Consider the following 17,547-nt stretch of genomic DNA (forward strand, 5'->3'; position numbering starts at 1 on the left):
ATATGGGAGAAAGCGGTAACAGAATATCGTTTCCGCAGGTAGGCCCGCGATTCCTGGAGCTACGGCGAGCCGCGAAATCTCGTCGCTAACGATCACCTAGCGGGCAAGGTGCTCAGCTCCGCCTCCGAACAGAGGCGGAGCTGAGCTACGTGTTCAAGGCCTGACCGAAGCCATCGCCACCAGCACCTCGTGGTCGGTGCTGTCATGGACGGGTTGGAAGGCCACAGTCGAGCTACCGTCGCTCTGGCCGCACTCGAACGGCAGCGTGTTGAAGCAGCCCTATAGAGGGCTGCGACAGCGCAGGGTGAGCGGATAACCGCCCCCATATCCGAGCTTTTGTGCCGAATCGGCCTCCTGATCGGCTTGCCCCTGGGACAATCCCCGTGCCGAGCCCGCCCACCGCCCTGGGGCGGTGGGCGGGCTCCATGGAAGGCATCCCCTCATGCCGGTCAACTTCCTCACCGCCGCCCAGCGCGAGCGCTACAGCCGCTTCAACACCGTCCCCGACGAGTCACAACTGGGCGCCGACGCGCGCCGCCTGGCGATGAGCGCCTACGGGCCGCGCAACCAGCTCGGCCTGGCCCTGCAACTGACCACCGTGCGCTTTTTGGGCACGTTCCTGGATGACCCCACCGAGGTGCCCACCGCCGTCGTCGACTTCATCGCCGAACAACTCGGCCTGACCGCCGACGACCTCAAGGGGTACGGGGAGAAGAAAGGCCGCTGGGACCACCAGAAGCTGATCCGCGAACGCTACGGCTACACCCTCTTCGACCCCCACCAGTGGCTGTTGCTGGGCATCTGGGCCTACCGGCGCTCCTGGTCGGGCAACGAGCGCCCCAGCGTGCTGTTCGACCTGGCCACCAACCGCCTGGTCGAGGCCAAGATCCTGCTTCCCGGCGTGACCACCCTGGAACGGCTCATCGCCGGTGTGCGCGAGCGCGTGGCCCTGCGCCGGTTCAAACTCCTGTCCTCGGCCCCCACACCCGAGCAGCGCACAACCCTTCAGGCCCTGGTCAACGTGGCCGAAGGAGGGCGCGTCTCCCAACTGGACCGCTACCGCAAGAGCCCCACCGACATCAGCGGCAAGGGCGTCGTCAAAGCCCTGGACCGCTACGCCGCCATCCGCTCCCTGGGCGCCTCCGCCTGGAACCTGTCCTCGGTTCCACCGGGACGGATTGTGTCCCTGGCACGCTTCGCCAAGGCCGCCCGCGCCCAAGCCGTCGCCCAACTCGCCGACGGCCTTGCGGCCAACCCCTCGGTGCGCATCGAAGATCGCGAGGGTCGTGACCACCTCGTGTTGTCCGGCCTGGACGCCTTGGACGAGCCCGCCTCACTGTCCGCGCTGCGCGCCGATGTGGCCGCCCGCGTTCCCGTTGTGGACTTCCCCGAGGTGCTGTTGGAGGTCCACTCCTGGACCGGGTGCCTTGACCGGTTCACCCACGTGGGCGGCCAGACACCCTCTCGCAAGGAGGACATGATCACCTCCATCGCCGCCGTGCTGTGAGCCCAGGCCATGAACGTCGGCATGCGCCCGATGGTCTCCGAGGCCAGCGAGGCCCTGTCCCTGGACCGGCTGTTTTGGACCGAGCAGAACTACATCCGCGAGGCCACCCTCACCCCGGCCAACGCCGACCTGGTCGACTACCACTCACGTCTGGACATCGTGGCCGTCTGGGGCGGCGGCGAGCCGGCCTCCGCCGACGGGCTGCGCTTCGTCGTCCCGGTCAAGACCAGCGAACTGTTCCGCTACCTGGCCGGAGGCGGCACCCCCACCCCGATCGGCCGGGCCCTGATGGAGCTGGGACGCCTGGACCGATCGATCTACCTGGCCTCTTACTTCGACGATGAACTCCTCTGAAGCCGGGTCAACACCCAGCTCAACCGTCAAGAATCCCGCCACACCCTGGCCCGCAAGATCTTCCACGGCCAAAAGGGTGAGCTGCGCCAGCGCTACCGAGAGGGCATGGAGGACCAGCTCGGTGCGCTCGGCTTCGTGGTCAACGTCGTCATCTTGTGGAACACCGTCTACACCGCCCGCGCCATCGAGCAGATCCGAGCCGAGGGCACCCGGGTGAACGCCTCCGACATCGCTCGCCTGAGCCCTTTGGGCAGCGAGCACCTGAACATGCTGGGCCGCTACAGCTTCAAGATCGCCCCTGAGATCGGTGCCGGGCAGCCGCGTCCCCTACGCGCGCCTCGCTCCGGCCAGTAGGGCCCCTCATCCCGCGGTGCCCTCGTCTGCTGCGGCGAGGGTGCGCCGTACCTGCTCGTGGGAGACGGACGAGAACGCCGCGATCCGGCGCAGCCCCCACCCCTCGGATCGGGCGTCGCTCATCGCGGACACGGCCGCCTGGCCGAGGGTCTCGTCCAGGGCCGCTCGCAGCTCGGCGAGCTTGCGTAGCCGCACTGCCGGGGCCAGGTCTGCGAACTCCGCGCACACCCGTTCCACATCGGCCTTGACGAAGGCCACCGCGTCACCGTCCATCCCGACAGGGTGATGGGTCCCGCTATGGGTGTCAACAGATGTGACAATTGTCGGGACTCACCGTTCCGTTCCTACTCGCCCCCCATGATCACCGGGCGCGGATGCCCGCTCTCTGGGCCCATCACGATGATCCGCTCCAGCGCTGTGACCAGGGTCGACATCACCACCACCCACGGGGCGCCGTCCAGGGCGTCGGTCACGAGTACGCGCGTCTGCTTCAACGAGCGGCCGGCCACGAGCACACCTGGAAGGCGGAGGACGTTTCCTTCCGGAGCCGAGGGACCGGGTTCCCACGCCCAACGGACCAATGAAACGGGGAGGGCCCAAGAGCCCTCCCCGTGGTTCCCGTCCGCGCCGCGTCGCGGCGCCGACGTCAGGCGGCGGTGTCCAGCAGCAACAACCGCTCCAGGATGTCCTGCAGGGTCACCAGCCCCACCAGGCCGTCCTCGTTCTCGACCAGGGCCAGGTGGTTGCGGCTCTCCCGCATGATGCCCATGGCCGCGTACATGGGTGTGGTCGGATCCAGGGTCAGGACCGGACGCATCAGGTCCTCGGCGGTGGTGTCGGCCGCGCCGGTCAGGGCCTCGCGTACGTGCACGACCCCTACGGGCTGCTCGTCCTCCATCACGACCAGACGCAGGTGCGTGGTCTGTCGGGAGACGCGCTTGATCTCCTCCACACCGGCGTCGGGTCCCACCCAGGCGATGTCCTCGCGCGGGGTGATGTGCTCGCTGATGGGCTGGGAGTTGACCTCCAAGGCGGTGGCCAGCTGGTCACGGCGCTCGGAGTCCAGGGCACCGGCCTTGGCCGAGTGCTCGACCAGCTCGCGCACGTCCTCGGGGTTGTGCCCGCTGGCCATCTCGTCCACGGCCTCCACACCGAAACGGCGCAGCACGGCGTTGGCCATGGAGTTGAGCATGACGATGATCGGGCGGGTCAGCCACATGAACGCCCGCATGGGGATGGCCAACATGGTGGCGGACTTCTCCGGGTGGGAGATCGCCCAGGACTTGGGCGCCATCTCACCCACGATCAGGTGCAGGAACGTCACGATGATCAGGGAGAAGACGAAGGAGAGCACGTACCCCACCGATCCTGGCAGGGAACCGAAGAGCGGCTCCAGCAGGTGGTGGAAGGCAGGCTTGGAGATGGCACCCAGGGCCAGGGTGGCCAGGGTGATGCCCAGCTGTGAGCCTGCCAACAGCAGCGACAGGTCGCGGGCGCTCTTGAGAGCGGCCCGGGCCGAGGCGCTGGTGTGCGCGGCCTCCTCCAACCGGTAGCGGCGAGCCGCCACCAGGGCGAACTCGATCGCCACGAAGAACGCGCTCAACGCGATGAAGACCACGGTCAGCGCCATCGCCAACCACACGTTCATCTCACTCATGCCCGCACCTCCTGTGCGTCCTCGCCCTGGACCTCACGCAACCTGACCTCGATGCTGTGGGGCACGTGCCGTTGGACGGCGTGGACGATCATGGCCAACGCCATGTCGGGATCGTCGTCATGGGCACTGGAGGGTCGGGGCAGCGGCAGGTCGACACGGTCGCCGGCCTTGGGCAGCCGGTGCAGCTCGTGGATGACCAGACCACCCAGGGTCTCGTAGTCGCCATCGGGCAGGTCGTGGCCGATGAGCCGCTCGACCTCGTCGATGTGCAGCCCACCGGGGACCAGGTAGCCGTTGTCCCCGCCCAACCGGGCGGGCGACTCCTCCTCGGGGGTGTGTTCGTCGGCGATCTCGCCGACGAGCTCCTCGGCCAGGTCCTCCGTGGTGATGACGCCGGCCAGACCGCCGTACTCGTCGACCACGCAGGCGAACTCCTCGTCGACCTCGCGCAGTTGGCCGAGTACCCCGGGCAGGGGCAGGGACGCCGGGACCATCACTGTGGGCCGGGCGATCTCGCTGACGCGCACGCCCGCCAGGTCACGGTCGCCCAAGGCGAGCACGTCGCGCAGGCAGATGACACCGACGATGTCGTCCACTCCCTGTCCCAGGACGGGGAAGCGCGAGTGTCCGGAGGACATGTGCTCCACGACCAGGCTGACCGGGTCGTTCTCCTCAACCGTGGTGACCTCCGGGCGGGGGATCATCGCGTGCTCGGCGGTCTGGTCGTGGAAGTCCAGGGTGCGGTCCAACAGGGTGGACACCTCGGCGGGCAGGTCCCCGCTCTCCCTGGACTCGGCGATGATGCGTTCCAGGTCGCGCGGGGTGGCCGCGTGCTGGACGTCCTCGACCGGCGTGATGCCGACCGCCTTGAGCAGCAGGTTGGAGGCCTGGTCGAACAACCAGATGACGGGCCCGAAGACCTTGAGGTAGATACCGGTGGACAGCGCCAACCAGCGGGCCACGGGCTCGGGTCGGGCGATGGCCAGGTTCTTGGCGAACAGTTCACCGAAGACCATCTGTACGACGGTGGAGAAGATCAGGGCCAGGGCGGTGCCGATGGCCAGACCGGTGCCGTTCGGTACGCCGGCTTCACCGAGCAGTTCTCCGACCCCGGTACCGATCATCGGTTCGGCCACGTAACCGACCAACAGAGTGGTCACCGTGATGCCCAACTGGGCGCCGGAGAGCATGAACGAGGTGCGATTGGTGATCGCCAGGGCCCGTTTGGCCCCATTGTCACCGGCCGAGGCCCGCGCCTTCAGGCGTGAGCGATCCACGGCCATGTAGCCGAATTCCTGGGCGACGAAGTATCCGGTCGCCACGGTGATCAAGAAGACCACCAGCGCGCCGAAGGCGATACTGAGGACGGTGCTCATCGGGCACACACCGCCTGGGTCCGTCTAAGGGCCGAGTTCTTTCGAAGGTGTGCGCCCCGCCAAGAAGGGGGCTCGTCTGTGTCAGAGTCACAGCATCCACGGGGGATGCTGCTGGTACTTCGGGACGAATCCACTGTTCCTCTCTCTGCGCCGTAGCGCCTCGGATGATGTGATTGTCGTGGAACATGGGGTCGAAGAGGATACGTTCGGGGGCGGTGAAAGATTCCCGCCCCCGGTGACGATTCTTCGATTCAGGAACCGATGGGGGCGTCGGCCTCGTCGCCGAAGCCGGCCCACTCCCTGCGACGGGCCTCGGTCAGGGCGATCGCGGTGGCCACGGCCACGTTGAGCGAGCCGACCCGACCGATCTGGGGAATGTAGGTGATGGCGTCCGCGCCGTTGAGCAGCGCGGGGGAGCACCCGTGGTCCTCGGCGCCCACGGCCAGACACACGTCGGGCTCAAGGGGCGCGGCGTGCAGGGGGACGGCACCCTTGGCCAGTTCCAGGGCCACGACCTTGTAGCCGTCGGCGCGGGCGGCCGCCAGGGCCTCCGCGGTGGTGGCCAGGCGCTCGTGGGGGACCTTGGCCCCGGTACCCAGGGCGGTCTTGCCGACCTTGGGGTCATCGGGGTCGGCGCTGTTGCCGGTGAGCCAGAGCCGGTCCACGCCCAGGGTGGCGCAGGTGCGCAGGATCGAACCCAGGTTGAAGGGTTGGGTGACCGACTCGACCATCAGGGACAGGCGTCCTTCGGTGCGCCTGCGCCACTGACGGTTCAGGCGTTTGACGTCCGTGGGACGCAACTGCGTGCTCAACTGCGGTGTGTTCCTCGTCGATGGGGGCCGGGTGGTCCGGCGCCGGTCGCCCAAGCGTACCGTTCCGTGCGCCGACCTGCACGTGGGGGATCGGGCATGGCGTCCGAAAAGGGGATTTTCCCGGGTTCAGATGGTGGGTGCGGGGTGCACGGTCAGGACCCGGAAGCCGGCGCGGGAGGTGAGCCGCTCGGTGGGGTGGCCCTGGGACTCCAACCACTTCTGCAGGGAGTCCGACCCCAGGTGGCGCTGGACGACCAGGTGGGCGACCCCGCCGGGGGCCAGGCGGGACAGCCAGGTGAGCAGCAGACCGTGCAGGACGTCCTTGCCCACACGGATGGGCGGGTTGGACCAGATGACGTCGAAGGGGCCCTGAAGGTCGCCGGCCCCGGGCGGGCTGTCGGTGCCCTTCCCCTGTTCCAGGGCCAGGCCGCCCTCGGGGGTGACCACGGCGAAGCGCGTGTGGTCCATCCCGTGTTCGGCGGCGTTGCGGCGGGCCAGGGACACCGCGCGGGAGTTGACGTCCACACCCAGGACCCGGGCGTTGGGCGCCCGGTGGGCCAGGGTCAGGGCGATGGGACCGTAGCCGCAACCCACGTCGAGCAGGTCGCCCTCGGGAGGTGGTGCGGGAACGCTCTCCAACAGGACCCGGGTACCCAGGTCGACCTTGTCGGGGGAGAAGACGCCGCGGTCGGTGTGCAGACGCAGGTGCACGTCGGGCAGGACCAGGTCGGCCGTGGAGGGCCGGCTGGCGGCGTCGGGATCGGAGTCGAAGTAGTGCTGGGCCACGCCGTGACGTTATCAGGGGAAGGGTGATGGTCCGGTGGCCAAAAACCTCGCCAACGAGCGGGAACGAAAGGGTCAACCCCCGACGGGGTCGCGGATCCGGGCGCGATGATGGGAGTAGGCGAGGTTCGTGGGGGACCCCGCCGGGCCCTGTCGGCTCAGGGCCCGACGCGAACATCGAACACTCACCGCACGCGAGGGGAGATCGCCATGCAGACGACGAAGCGGTGGAACGTCGACGTGGTCGTGGCCGAGGAGAGCGAGGGGGAGATGGCTCGTACCTGGGCCGAGGTGGGGTTGGAGGCCGAGGACGGTACCGCGTTGCGCGGCCACGGCATGGCCCGCAAGCACCCTTGGGACCTGGACATGCCCGAGATCGGCGAGGAGTTGGCGGTCTCGCGCGCCCTGTCGGACCTGTCCCGACAGCTGCGACAGGTGGCCGCCGAGGACATCAACGACAACACCGGTTCGCCCTGGCGACCCACCTGAGCAGGCCCCCATCGGTCGGCGCCGGTAGCGGCCGACCGGCGGGGGACGGTGTGAGCAGGCCCTCGGCGTGTGCCGGGGGCCTCATCCTGTGTCCGCCCCCGTTCCGGATCGGGCCCCTCCCCGATCCGGAACGGTCGAAGGTCCGGAGCGTGCCTGGGCCCAAGGGTCGGTCACATCGTGCACACTCGGAAAGTCGGATCAGTCGACCAAGGAGAGCTTGTTGGCCACCTCTTCCGGACCGCAGGCCGGACCGGCCCGGGTATTGAGCACCATCGACGCGGCCGCCATCGGCGTCGCGGCGATGCTCGGTGCCGGGGTTTTCGCGGTCTTCGCACCGGCGGCACTGGGCGCCGGAGCCTGGCTTCCGGTCGCCATCGTCATCGCCGGTGCGGTCGCCTACTGCAACGCCATCTCCTCGGCCCGGTTGGCCGCCCGCCACCCCGAGAACGGCGGCACCTATGTGTACGGGCGCGAACGCCTCGGTGAAATGTGGGGGTACCTGGCCGGTTGGTCCTTCGTGGTCGGCAAGGTCGCCTCCTGCGCGGCGATGGCGTTGACGTTGGGCGCCTACGTGCTGCCCGGGTGGGAGAAACCCCTGGCGGTGGCCGTGGTGGTGGCGTTGGCCGCGCTGAACCTCCAAGGGGTGCGGCGTTCGACGGTGGTGGTCAAGACCCTGGTGGTCCTGGTGCTGGCGGTGCTCGTCGCGGTGTTCGTGGCGATGGTGCTCAGCGGACGCTTCGCCGCGGTCGCCGAGGTCGACGGCATGGGCCCTTGGCCCGGATCCTTCGGCGTTCTGGGCTCGGCCGGGATGATCTTCTTCGCGTTCGCGGGATATGCGCGCATCACCACGCTCGGCGGGGAGGTGCGCGATCCGCGCACCACCATCCCGCGGGCCGTCACCTTGGCGCTGGGCGGGGTGTCGGTGCTGTACCTGGCCATCGGCACGGGGCTGCTGATCGTGCTGGGGCGCGAGCGTTTGACCACCTCGACCGCGCCGATGGTGGACGCGGTCCGGGTGGCCGGGTTCCCGATGCTGGCGCCGTTCGTGGTGGCCGGCGCGGTGCTGGCGTGCACCGGGGCCTTGCTGTCGTTGCTGTTGGGGGTCTCGCGCACCGTGGCGGCCATGGCCTCGGACGGTCACCTGCCCCGCTCGTTGGGGGTGTCCCACACCCGGCTCGGGGTCCCCTACCGCGCGGAGATCGCCGTGGCGGCGGTCGTGGTCGTCCTGGTGATGGTGGCCGACCTGGCCGGGGCGATCGCCTTCTCGGCCTTCGGTGTGCTGGTCTACTACGCCATCGCCAACGCCTCGGCGCTGAGGTTGGGCCCGCACGAGGACCGGCCGCCGTTGATCGCCCCTGTTGGCGGTCTGGCGGGGTGTGTGGTGCTGGCCACCAGCCTGCCGCTTCCGGTGGTGGCCCTGGGCATGGCGGTGCTGGGCGCGGGCGCCGGTGTGTGGTGGTTGCTCCACCGGACGCCCTCCTCCTGAAGAGCGTCCGGTGATCGGCCCGTGAGCGGGCCGGCGGGGCGAGCCCCGTTGGATCCGCCGTGGGTCAGTGGCCCGGTCGGGAGACCAGGAGGCCCATCCCGATCCGGGCGGTGGTGGACAGGCGCAGGCCGGGGAGTTCCTCGGGGGTGAACCAAGCGCAGTCGCAGGTGGAGCCGTTCTCCTCGGTGACGTGGGCCCGGGTCGGCGCGCCCACGTGCACGTGGGAGAAGACCCAGACCGCGTAGATGTGCAGGGCCGCGGCGGGTGGCCTGCGGTGGTGGGCGGAGACCGAGATGAGTTCGCCGATCACCCCGTGTTGTCCGGTCTCCTCCAGCACCTCGCGGCGCAGCGCCGCGCGCACGTCCTCACCGGGGTCCACGCCGCCGCCGGGCAGGTGCCAGGTACCGGCGCCGGGGAAGCCCTCGGCGATCTTGCTGAGCAGGATGCGCCCGGCCGGGTCGGTGACGAGGCCGTAGGAGGCGAATCGGCGCAGCCGGGGCAGGTCCTTCGGCCCGGGGCCGGGTTCGTCCTCGGCCAGCTCGGGCGCGGTGGGCGTCAGACCCTGGACGGGCACCACCGAGGGCCAGGCCGAGCGCAGCTCGGGCCTGGTGTAGACGATGCGGTCCACGTGAAGGGCCCGGCTGCGCGAGAGGCTGACGGTCTCGGTGACCACGTCCAGGGCTACCAAGGGGACGTCGGCGGCCAATCCGCCCAGTTCGCGGGCGAGCTCCTCCGGATCTTGACCGAAGAGCACGCGCGCGCCCCGAAGCTCCGGGCCGTGGGGCCCGGAGGTGATCAGGTGCACGGTGACCCGACGGGCCAACACCTCGTCGGAGATCATCAGATGCCACCGGCGGGAGCGGCCAGTCCGAGCATGCGCGGCAGGCTGTCCAGGTCGGTGATGGTGGTCAGACCCTCGAAGGGCGGGCGCCCGGTGCGGTCGATGATGACCGGGTGCATGCGCGCGGCGGTGGCGCCCACGGCGTCGGCCTGGATCTGGTCGCCCACGTGCCAGCAGGCGGAGGGGTCCACGCCCAGTCGCTGGGCGGCGAAGTGGAAGATGCGCGGGTCGGGCTTTCCCGTCCCGGCGGTGTCGGCGCACACCACGGTGTGGAAGTAGCCGGTCAGCTCCAAGGCCTGGAGCTTGGCGTGCTGGATGGCCTCGACGCCGTTGGTGACCACGGCCAGTCGGTAGCCGGCCCGGCCCAGCGCGGCCAGAGTGGTGTGGGTGTCGGGGTAGACCTGCCAGGCGGAGCGGTGGGCGTCCAGGTAGAGACGGTAGAGCTCGTCGCAGTGCTGGTCGGCGATGTCGTTGTGGCCGGCCTGGACCGCCAGGGCGCGGATGCGTTGGCGTCGCTGTTCGTCCAGGGACAGGTGACCGCGCAGGTAGGCACCGAAGGAGATCTCGGTCTGGGTGTCCCACAGGGCGCGGGCGGAGCCGAAGTGGGAGTGTCCGAGCCGCTCCATGACCGCGCGCAGTCCGGTGGAGGATGCGGCGACGTCGTCGATGAGGGTGTCGTCCAGATCGAAACAGAGCGCGGTCGGGGGTGCGGGTGTGTTCGGCATCGTTCCTCGTTGTGGCTGGGCATGGCAAACATGCCAACGCTAACCGGTTACATCAGAGGAATTGGTGTAAAGCCCACCTAAAGGGATGTGACCAAAGTCACCATCTCTTCGGGTGGGTCTCGGACCGATCAGGGAAGGCGCTGGAACCACAGCAGGGACGTCAAAGCGGTGGCCATCGACAACAGGAGCGCGACCATGACGAAGCGCGTGACGATCTCCTCATGGACGTACTCGGTGCCCAACGAGGAACCGATGTCCTCGTAGACCTCGTCCAGTTCGGTTTCGCTCTCGGCCTCGTAGAAGTGACCGTCGGTGTCCTGGGCCAGACCCCGAAGGGCCTCCTTGTCGATGTCGGCCGGCACCTGGTAGCCGTCGATCTCGATCATCGCCGCGCCACTGCCGAAGGCGATCGTGGAGACGGGGACCTCCTGCTCGGCGGCGGCCGCGGAGGCCTGGGCGATGTCGCGGCCACTGGTGTTCTCACCGTCGGAGAGCAGCACGATGGCCGAGGGCGGAGGATCCTCCTCGGCGTCCTCGTCGAAGCCGCGGATGGCCTCCATCGAGGCGAAGACCCCCTCGCCGATGGCGGTGCCCGGGCCCAGGCGCAACCCCTCGATGGAACCGGTGACCGCGGAGTGGTCCTGGGTGGGCGGGGAGACCACGGTGGCGGTGGAGGAGAAGGAGACCAACCCGACGTTGAACCGGTCGGGCAGGGTCTCCACGAACCCGCGCGCCGACTCCTTGGCCGCGTACAGCCGGTCGGGTTCGATGTCGGTGGCGGCCATGGACAGCGACACGTCCACCGCCACGATGATCGTGGCCCGCTCACGCGGGGCCTCCACCGGCATCGCCGGGACCGCCATGGCCGCGATCAGGACCGCGACCGTCATGGCGAACAGGCCGGCCGGGACGTGTCGACGGACGTCGGGCCGGTGTGGGGCGACCTGGTCGAGCAGTTCCAGGTTGGTGAAGCGCAGCGTGTAGTCGCGCCGCTGACGTTGGGCGAACACATAGGCGGCCACCAGCACCACGATGAGCAGCAGCCACCAGAGCCGCTGGGGTTCCAGGAAGGTCATGGTGGCCTCAGTCCCCCGTCAACGTCGGCGGCGTGGGGCCCTCCCACGCCTTGTGCGCGTCGGCGCGCCTCACCGGGGAACCCCCGGGGTGTGGCGGGCCATGTGGTGCGCGGTACGTCGTTGTCCGATGACGAACCGCGCGATGTCCAATACCCAGTCCCGGTCGGTGCGCAACACCAGGTGCTGAACGCCGCAGCGGCGCAGTGCCGCGCGGATGGCCTCGCGTTGGGTCGTGGCGGCCTCACGGTACCGCTCGCGCACCGCCCGGGTCAGACGCACGTCGCGCACCCGACCGGTGGTCGGATCGCGCAAGGTCACGTCACCCACCTCGGGCACGTCCAGTTCACGGGGGTCCAGGACCTCGACCACCAGTACCTGGTGGCGCGCGGACAACTGACGCAGAGGACGTTCCCAGGTGACGGTGCCACCGAAGGCGGGGGTATCCAGGAAGTCGGAGACGACCACGCGCAGGCCGCGCCTGCGCCGGGTGTGCACCAGGTCGCCGACGGCGTTGGCCAGGGTGGCGCTGTCGGGGTCGAGGGCGCGCTGGTCCCCGGTCGGGGCGGCGGCGATGGTGGCCAGCAACGCCAACAGGGCCTCCTTGCCCGAGCGGGCGGGCCAACGGCGCACCCGACCCTGGTGCAGGAAGTGGGCGCCGAAGCGGTCGCCCACCCGTTGGGTCAGCAGGTTGGCGGCCACCAGAGCGCCCACGGCCACCTCGCGTTTGGAGTACATGCCGGTGCCGAAGTCCATGCTCGGGGACATGTCCAACAGGGTCCAGCTCTCCAGTTCACGGTCGGCGACCAGGTCGCGCACGTGAGGGGTGTCGGTCCGGGCGGTGACGGCCCAGTCCATGTGGCGCACGTCGTCCTCGCCGGGCTGGTACAGGCGCGCCTCGGCGGCCTCCGAGCCCGGTCCCAGGCGCAGCCCCAGGTGTTCGCCGTGCAGCAGGCCGTCCAGGCGTTGCACGATGCGCAGGTCCAGGCGGCGCAGGGCGGCCCGGAGCCGGGGGTCGGTGCCGATGGCGGGTGCGTTCACGGTCGGCCTCCCCTCATCGGTGCGAGGTGAAGGACGCGGTCTCGCCGGAGGGCGGTTCGTCCCAGATGACCCGCGGGGCCGGGACGGTGGACAGGATGCGGTCCACGACCTGATCGGTGGTGATGCCGTCGGCCAGGGCGTCGAAGGTCAGCACCAGACGGTGGGCGATGACGTCGCGGGCCAGCACGCGCACGTCGTCGGGCAGCACGTAGTCGCGTCCGCGCAGCAGCGCCAGGGCGCGGGCGGCGGCCACCAACCCCAGGGTGGCGCGTGGGCTGGCGCCCACCTCCAGGGCCTGGCGCAGGTCGGGCATCTGGTGGTTCTCGGGTTCGCGGGTGGCCATGACCAGGCGCACGATGTAGTCGGCGATGAGCTGGTGGACGTGCACGCGTTCGGCGTCGGCCTGGAGCTCGCTCAGGGTGACCGGGTCCAGGACCTGGTGCGCGGTGGGCGGCTCGGAGCTCATCCGCCGCAGGATCTCCATCTCCTCGTGGGCCTTGGGGTGGTACACGTCGACCTTCATCAGGAACCGGTCGCGCTGGGCCTCGGGCAGCGGGTAGACGCCCTCGGACTCCACGGGGTTCTGGGTGGCGATGACGATGAAGGGCGAGGGCAGCGGGTAGGTGGTGCCGCCGATGGAGACCTGGCGTTCGGCCATCACCTCCAGCAGGGCCGACTGGACCTTGGCGGGCGCGCGGTTGATCTCGTCGGCCAGCACGAAGTTGGCGAAGACCGGGCCCAGTTCGACGTCGAAGCTCTCGGTGGAGGGGTGGTAGATGCGGGTGCCGACGATGTCGGAGGGCACCAGGTCGGGGGTGAACTGCAGGCGGGAGAACGAACCACCGGTGACCTTGGCCAGGGTGGACACGGCCAGGGTCTTGGCGATGCCGGGTACGCCCTCGATGAGGCAGTGTCCACGGGCGACCAGGGCGATGAGGGAGCGTTCCACCATGCGTTCCTGGCCGACGATGACGGTGGAGACCTCGTGCAGCGCCGCGCGCAGCAGTCGGGTGGGTTCCCCCGGAGCGTTGTCCGGTTTCGGAGCGGAGGAACCGTTCCCGGGTGAGGTTTCTGCCATGTCCCGCCTTCCCAGTACGTCGGTGCCGACCGTGAGGGCACCATGAGGAGTAGGTTTTGGATCACCTGTGGGCGACACTACCTGTTTCCGGGGTCATGGTTCGGTTCCCGGCACGGGTGGTGGCGACGACGGTCGTCGCTCGCGGGGTAGGTCGATGGAAGGGGGTACGTCGATGTCGGTTCCCACGATGGGGCTGCACGAGGGGGACCCGCGCCAACTGGGCGGGTATCGGCTGTCGGGTCGGTTGCGCGAGTCGCGGCTGGGTGTGGTCTACCTGGGTAGGGACAAGAGCGGGCGTCAGGTGAGCGTGGCCATGCTCAACGACGCCGCCGGGATCGACGAACCCACCCGTGAGCGTTTCGCCTGGGAGGTGGACCACAGCGATCAGGTGGTGGCGGCGCGCACCAAGGGTCGGTCGGCCCTGTGGGTGGCCTGCCCCCATGAGGAGGGGGCGCGGGAGGACGCGGGGGCGTTCTTGGAGCGTGCCGGTCGGGGTGGCCCTGTGGTGCGCAGCGGTCCGATGGTGATGCCGCACTGGGCGGGGGAGCGGGGCGTGTCGGCGGTGCGCTGGAGTGCCCTGGCCGGTGCGCGCGACAGCAGGGTGGCCCGTGGTGAGGCCAACTGGTGGCTCATCGGCGCCCTGGGGGCGTTGTTGCTGTTGCTGCTGGTGTTGGTGTTCGCGCTGTACCTGTGGTTGATGCAGTTCCCCCAGCCGGAGCCGCCCCCGCAACCCGAGCAGGAGCAGGCCGAGGAGTCCGAACCCGAGCAGGAGCCCTCACCGGGGGAGGACGCCGAGCCCACCCCGGTGCCGACGTTGCCAGGTCCGGGGCAGGACGGCGAAGAGGAGTGGGGCGAGCAGCCCGAGGACAACCTCTGAGCCGACGGGGAAAGGCGCGGGTGGGGTGGGGGAGTCGACGTGGTCGGGTGCGGGCCTTCCCTGGGAGGGGAGCGCCCGGGCCCGACGAGGGTGGGCGCCGAGGGGGAGCCCGCCCAGGGCTCCGCGTCCTTCCGGCTCCGAGATCCATCGGAGATGCATGAGATGGTCTCTGTTCCATCAGTATAGATCTACGTCATAAAGGTGGCGGAGCTTTTCTCTAAAAAGACCCCTCGACAAACGAATTCGAGCGGCTACGCCGCCCATCTTTAAGGATTCCGTACCGGGGAGTGGTTCGGCGTGTCGTGTTCGAGGTGGAATGGTTCTAGAACGTGTTCAGGGGTGGATAGGAGACGTTGCCGTGGCTGTCGGCGGGTGGCGGCGAGGGCCGGTCGGCTCGATCCGGTAGTGGGCCGCTGACGCGTTCCTTGTCCGCTGGTTCTGTTCGCGGGCGGCGGTCGGTCGGCTCCGCGGTCCGCGCCGCGCGCGTGATCATCGCAACTATGCTGGCCGGCGTGCTGAAGAAAGTGATCGCGACGCGGTACGTGCTACCGCTCCGCGAAGGAGGTTCGCTCCCCGGTCTGGTCGAGGCCGACGACCTGGGGATGTACGTCGTCAAGTTCATCGGGGCCGGGCAAGGACGCAAGACCCTGGTCGCGGAGGTCGTCACCGGTGAGTTGGGGCGTGCCCTGGGGTTGCCGGTTCCCGAGCTGGCCATGGTGGAGTTCGACGCCGTCATCGGTCGCGGTGAGCCCGACCCCGAGGTCCAGGAGCTGCTCAAGGCCAGTGAGGGATTGAACCTGGGGATGGACTTCCTGCCGGGTTCGTTGGGCTTCGACCCGCTGACCTTCGAGGTCGACCCGGTCTTCGCCGGGCGGGTGATGTGGCTCGACGCCCTGACCGGCAACGTGGACCGTTCCTGGCGCAACCCGAACATGCTGCTGTGGCACGGTGCGCCCTACCTGATCGACCACGGTGCCACGCTGATCTTCCACCATTCCTGGGCCAACGCCGACCGGTTCGTCTCCCGCCCCTACGACGCCTCCGACCACGTGCTGTCGGGTTCCTCCCCGGACCTGGCCGCGGCCGACGACGCGTTCGCGCCGTTGGTGGACGAGGAGCTGCTGCGCGGTGTGGTGGAGCTGGTGCCCGACGTGTGGCTGGAGGAGGAACCCGGGTTCGATACGCCCGAGGCCGTTCGTGAGGCCTACGTTCGCCATCTGATGGCCCGTATGGCCGATCGGTCCTGGCTTCCGGAGGTGGGCTCATGAGCGAGCGCTACAGCGTGGTGACCACCGGACAGGTGGGCATCGAACGCGATCGGGTGGTGTTCGAGTACGCGCTGCTGCGTGTGGTGCCGTGCCTGGAACGTGGTGAGTGCGTCAACGCCGGGGTGATCCTCTACAGCCAGGAGCGCGCGTTCCTGGCCGCGCGTTGGGACCTGGACGAGGACCGGCTGCGTGCGCTGGATCCGGGTGTGGACGTGGTGGGTGTGCGTCGAGCCCTGGAGGCGGTGGAGCGGATGTGCCGCGGCGGGGAAGAGGCCGGGCAGGCCGCGGGTGTGCGTCCCGGACCACGGTTCCGGTGGCTCACCGCGCCGCGGAGCACGATCGTGCAGGCCGGGCCGGTGCATGGTGGTCTGACGTTGGATCCGGAGAACGAGGTGGAGAGGTTGTTGAACCGCCTGGTGCGGTCGAATATCCCCTCTGGGTAAGGGACATCACAGGTTTCGGTGTGGTCGGGTGGGGAGCGAATCGCGTCCCTTCGGTGTTGCTATGGAGTGGTTCGCACCCTCTGGTGCGCTTCCCGCCTTCCCTTCCCCGTTCCTGAACTGGAGTGCCCGTGCAGACCTCGACCACCCCCACCCCCTCGGAAGAGGCGGCCCGGCCCAAGGTGCGGTCGCGTCGTTCCATCGCGTTGTTGGTGATGGTGTTGGGTGTGCTGACGGCCACGGGCCCGTTGGCGACCGACATGTACCTGCCGGCGTTCCCGCAGATCACCCGGGACCTCGGCACCTCCGAAGCACAGATCGGGTTGACCCTGACGGCGATCATGCTGGGGTTGGCCGCGGGTCAGTTGGTGATCGGGCCGATGAGCGACGCCTGGGGTCGGCGGCGGCCGTTGCTGGTCGGGGTGGCCATGTTCACGGTCACCTCGGTGTTGTGCGTGTTCGTGCCGAACGTGACGGCGTTCATCGTGCTGCGGTTCGCGCAGGGTGTGGCCGGTGCCGCGGGCGCGGTGATCGCGCGTGCGGTGGTGCGCGACATGTTCCAGGGCGATGACGCGGTGCGGTTCTTCTCGCGGCTGGCGCTGGTGATGATGTTGGCGCCGTTGCTGGCTCCGCTGGTGGGTGCACAGCTGTTGCTGGTGGGGCCCTGGCAGTTGAGTTTTTGGGTGCTGGCGGTGATGGCGGCGCTGAGTTTCGTGCTGGTGTTGTTCTGGTTGCCGGAGTCGTTGCCCGCCTCGGAGCGTCGGGCGCAGGGGCCGCGGGTGTTGGCGGCGACGGTGGGTTCCCTGGTGCGGGATCGGCGGTTCGTGGCGCCGGTGTTGTCGCTGGGGCTGAGCTTCGGGATGTTGTTCACGTACGTGTCGGCGTTCTCGTTCGTGTCGCAGAACGAGTTCGGGGTCTCGCCGCAGACGTACGGGGGGTTGTTCGCGGTGAACGCGTTGGCGTCGATGTTGGGCACGCAGGGCAACGGTTTGTTGGTGGGTCGGGTGGACACCAAGCGTCGGTTGCTGATGGGTCTTGTGTTGGCGTTGGTCGCGGTGCTGGCGTTGTTGGTGTTGGCGTTGACCGGGACGGCCCAGCTGTGGATGGTGTCGTCGCTGTTGGCGGTGATGATGCTCAGTGTCGGGTTCATCATGCCGAACGCGACGGTGTCGGCTCTGGACGGTCAGCCGGTGGCGGTGGCCGGTACGGCTTCGGCGTTGATGGGTTCGTTGCAGTTCGCGTTGGGTGGTGCGATCGCGGCTTTGGCGGGGATGACGCCTTCGGGTGAGGCTTCGTTGGTGAGCATGTCCGTGGTTATGGCGTCTGTGGCGGTGTTGTCGTTGCTTTCGTTCGTGTGGGGTGCGCGGGTAAAGGTGGGATGAGCCG

19 protein-coding genes and 1 pseudogene are annotated in these 17,547 nt (G+C 69.1%); 8 read left to right on the top strand and 12 right to left on the bottom strand.

Annotated elements, in window-relative coordinates; genetic code table 11:
* The first annotated feature begins 442 nt into the window (after positions 1 to 442).
* Positions 443 to 1,507, top strand: coding sequence for a DUF4158 domain-containing protein (locus ACWGSK_RS23555; RefSeq protein ID WP_452456765.1), 1,065 nt, complete (start codon positions 443 to 445; stop codon positions 1,505 to 1,507).
* 9 nt (positions 1,508 to 1,516) lie between these two features.
* Positions 1,517 to 2,215: pseudogene (locus ACWGSK_RS23560) on the top strand (Tn3 family transposase).
* Between the two features lie 6 nt (positions 2,216 to 2,221).
* Here ACWGSK_RS23560 and ACWGSK_RS23565 read toward each other — a convergent pair.
* The 6 genes from ACWGSK_RS23565 to ACWGSK_RS23590 form a co-directional block, all read right to left on the bottom strand.
* Complete coding sequence (locus tag ACWGSK_RS23565; RefSeq protein WP_358506003.1) at positions 2,222 to 2,488, bottom strand: hypothetical protein; 267 nt, start codon at positions 2,486 to 2,488, stop codon at positions 2,222 to 2,224.
* A 71-nt stretch (positions 2,489 to 2,559) separates the two neighbouring features.
* A complete protein-coding gene (locus ACWGSK_RS23570; protein WP_358506000.1) occupies positions 2,560 to 2,724 on the bottom strand; it encodes a hypothetical protein in 165 nt (54 codons plus the stop codon).
* A 137-nt stretch (positions 2,725 to 2,861) separates the two neighbouring features.
* Positions 2,862 to 3,872 carry a hemolysin family protein gene (locus tag ACWGSK_RS23575; RefSeq protein WP_358505997.1) on the bottom strand — a complete coding sequence of 337 codons (1,011 nt, stop codon included), beginning with the start codon at positions 3,870 to 3,872 and terminating at the stop codon, positions 2,862 to 2,864.
* Entirely contained in the window at positions 3,869 to 5,248 is a 1,380-nt protein-coding gene (locus tag ACWGSK_RS23580; RefSeq protein ID WP_358505994.1) for a hemolysin family protein, read from the bottom strand. The genes ACWGSK_RS23575 and ACWGSK_RS23580 overlap by 4 nt, the downstream gene beginning before the upstream one ends.
* Positions 5,249 to 5,499: 251 nt before the next feature.
* Complete coding sequence (locus ACWGSK_RS23585) at positions 5,500 to 6,060, bottom strand: TrmH family RNA methyltransferase (protein WP_452456766.1); 561 nt, start codon at positions 6,058 to 6,060, stop codon at positions 5,500 to 5,502.
* Between the two features lie 126 nt (positions 6,061 to 6,186).
* The gene (locus ACWGSK_RS23590) at positions 6,187 to 6,846 is read right to left on the bottom strand and encodes a class I SAM-dependent methyltransferase (RefSeq protein WP_358505988.1); all 660 of its coding nucleotides are present in this window, start codon (positions 6,844 to 6,846) and stop codon (positions 6,187 to 6,189) included.
* A 207-nt stretch (positions 6,847 to 7,053) separates the two neighbouring features.
* Between ACWGSK_RS23590 and ACWGSK_RS23595 the strand changes: the two genes are divergently transcribed.
* The gene (locus ACWGSK_RS23595; RefSeq protein WP_452456767.1) at positions 7,054 to 7,332 is read left to right on the top strand and encodes a DUF1876 domain-containing protein; all 279 of its coding nucleotides are present in this window, start codon (positions 7,054 to 7,056) and stop codon (positions 7,330 to 7,332) included.
* Between the two features lie 220 nt (positions 7,333 to 7,552).
* Positions 7,553 to 8,818 (top strand): APC family permease, encoded by a 1,266-nt coding sequence (locus ACWGSK_RS23600; protein ID WP_452456768.1) that lies wholly within the window; start codon positions 7,553 to 7,555, stop codon positions 8,816 to 8,818.
* A gap of 64 nt (positions 8,819 to 8,882) precedes the next feature.
* Here ACWGSK_RS23600 and ACWGSK_RS23605 read toward each other — a convergent pair whose 3' ends face one another.
* The 5 genes from ACWGSK_RS23605 to ACWGSK_RS23625 all read right to left on the bottom strand — a co-directional run bounded on the left by ACWGSK_RS23605 (position 8,883) and on the right by ACWGSK_RS23625 (position 13,576).
* Positions 8,883 to 9,659, bottom strand: a complete 777-nt coding sequence (locus ACWGSK_RS23605; protein WP_452456769.1) for an NUDIX hydrolase — start codon at positions 9,657 to 9,659, stop codon at positions 8,883 to 8,885.
* On the bottom strand, positions 9,659 to 10,384 hold the full coding sequence (locus tag ACWGSK_RS23610; protein WP_358505979.1) for an HAD family hydrolase: 726 nt from the start codon (positions 10,382 to 10,384) through the stop codon (positions 9,659 to 9,661). Before ACWGSK_RS23610 ends, ACWGSK_RS23605 begins: the two co-directional genes overlap by 1 nt.
* 128 nt (positions 10,385 to 10,512) lie before the next feature.
* On the bottom strand, positions 10,513 to 11,460 hold the full coding sequence (locus tag ACWGSK_RS23615) for a VWA domain-containing protein (RefSeq protein WP_358505976.1): 948 nt from the start codon (positions 11,458 to 11,460) through the stop codon (positions 10,513 to 10,515).
* A 69-nt stretch (positions 11,461 to 11,529) separates the two neighbouring features.
* Positions 11,530 to 12,498 carry a DUF58 domain-containing protein gene (locus ACWGSK_RS23620; RefSeq protein ID WP_452456770.1) on the bottom strand — a complete coding sequence of 323 codons (969 nt, stop codon included), beginning with the start codon at positions 12,496 to 12,498 and terminating at the stop codon, positions 11,530 to 11,532.
* Between the two features lie 13 nt (positions 12,499 to 12,511).
* Positions 12,512 to 13,576 (bottom strand): AAA family ATPase, encoded by a 1,065-nt coding sequence (locus ACWGSK_RS23625; protein ID WP_358505970.1) that lies wholly within the window; start codon positions 13,574 to 13,576, stop codon positions 12,512 to 12,514.
* A gap of 172 nt (positions 13,577 to 13,748) precedes the next feature.
* Between ACWGSK_RS23625 and ACWGSK_RS23630 the strand changes: the two genes are divergently transcribed.
* On the top strand, positions 13,749 to 14,453 hold the full coding sequence (locus ACWGSK_RS23630) for a hypothetical protein (RefSeq protein ID WP_452456771.1): 705 nt from the start codon (positions 13,749 to 13,751) through the stop codon (positions 14,451 to 14,453).
* A 322-nt stretch (positions 14,454 to 14,775) separates the two neighbouring features.
* Here the strand turns inward: ACWGSK_RS23630 and ACWGSK_RS23635 are convergent, their stop codons facing one another.
* Positions 14,776 to 14,946, bottom strand: a complete 171-nt coding sequence (locus ACWGSK_RS23635) for a hypothetical protein (protein ID WP_452456772.1) — start codon at positions 14,944 to 14,946, stop codon at positions 14,776 to 14,778.
* Between the two features lie 7 nt (positions 14,947 to 14,953).
* Here ACWGSK_RS23635 and ACWGSK_RS23640 point away from each other — a divergent pair, with 7 nt between their 5' ends.
* The 3 genes from ACWGSK_RS23640 to ACWGSK_RS23650 all read left to right on the top strand — a co-directional run bounded on the left by ACWGSK_RS23640 (position 14,954) and on the right by ACWGSK_RS23650 (position 17,543).
* Positions 14,954 to 15,721 (top strand): HipA family kinase, encoded by a 768-nt coding sequence (locus ACWGSK_RS23640; protein ID WP_358505964.1) that lies wholly within the window; start codon positions 14,954 to 14,956, stop codon positions 15,719 to 15,721.
* Complete coding sequence (locus tag ACWGSK_RS23645) at positions 15,718 to 16,164, top strand: DUF3037 domain-containing protein (protein ID WP_452456773.1); 447 nt, start codon at positions 15,718 to 15,720, stop codon at positions 16,162 to 16,164. The genes ACWGSK_RS23640 and ACWGSK_RS23645 overlap by 4 nt, the downstream gene beginning before the upstream one ends.
* 212 nt (positions 16,165 to 16,376) lie before the next feature.
* Positions 16,377 to 17,543: a multidrug effflux MFS transporter gene (locus ACWGSK_RS23650; RefSeq protein WP_452456833.1), complete on the top strand. Its 1,167-nt coding sequence runs from the start codon at positions 16,377 to 16,379 to the stop codon at positions 17,541 to 17,543.
* Positions 17,544 to 17,547: the final 4 nt, after the last annotated feature.

It is taken from the genome of Nocardiopsis sp. NPDC055551, from assembly GCF_053619415.1.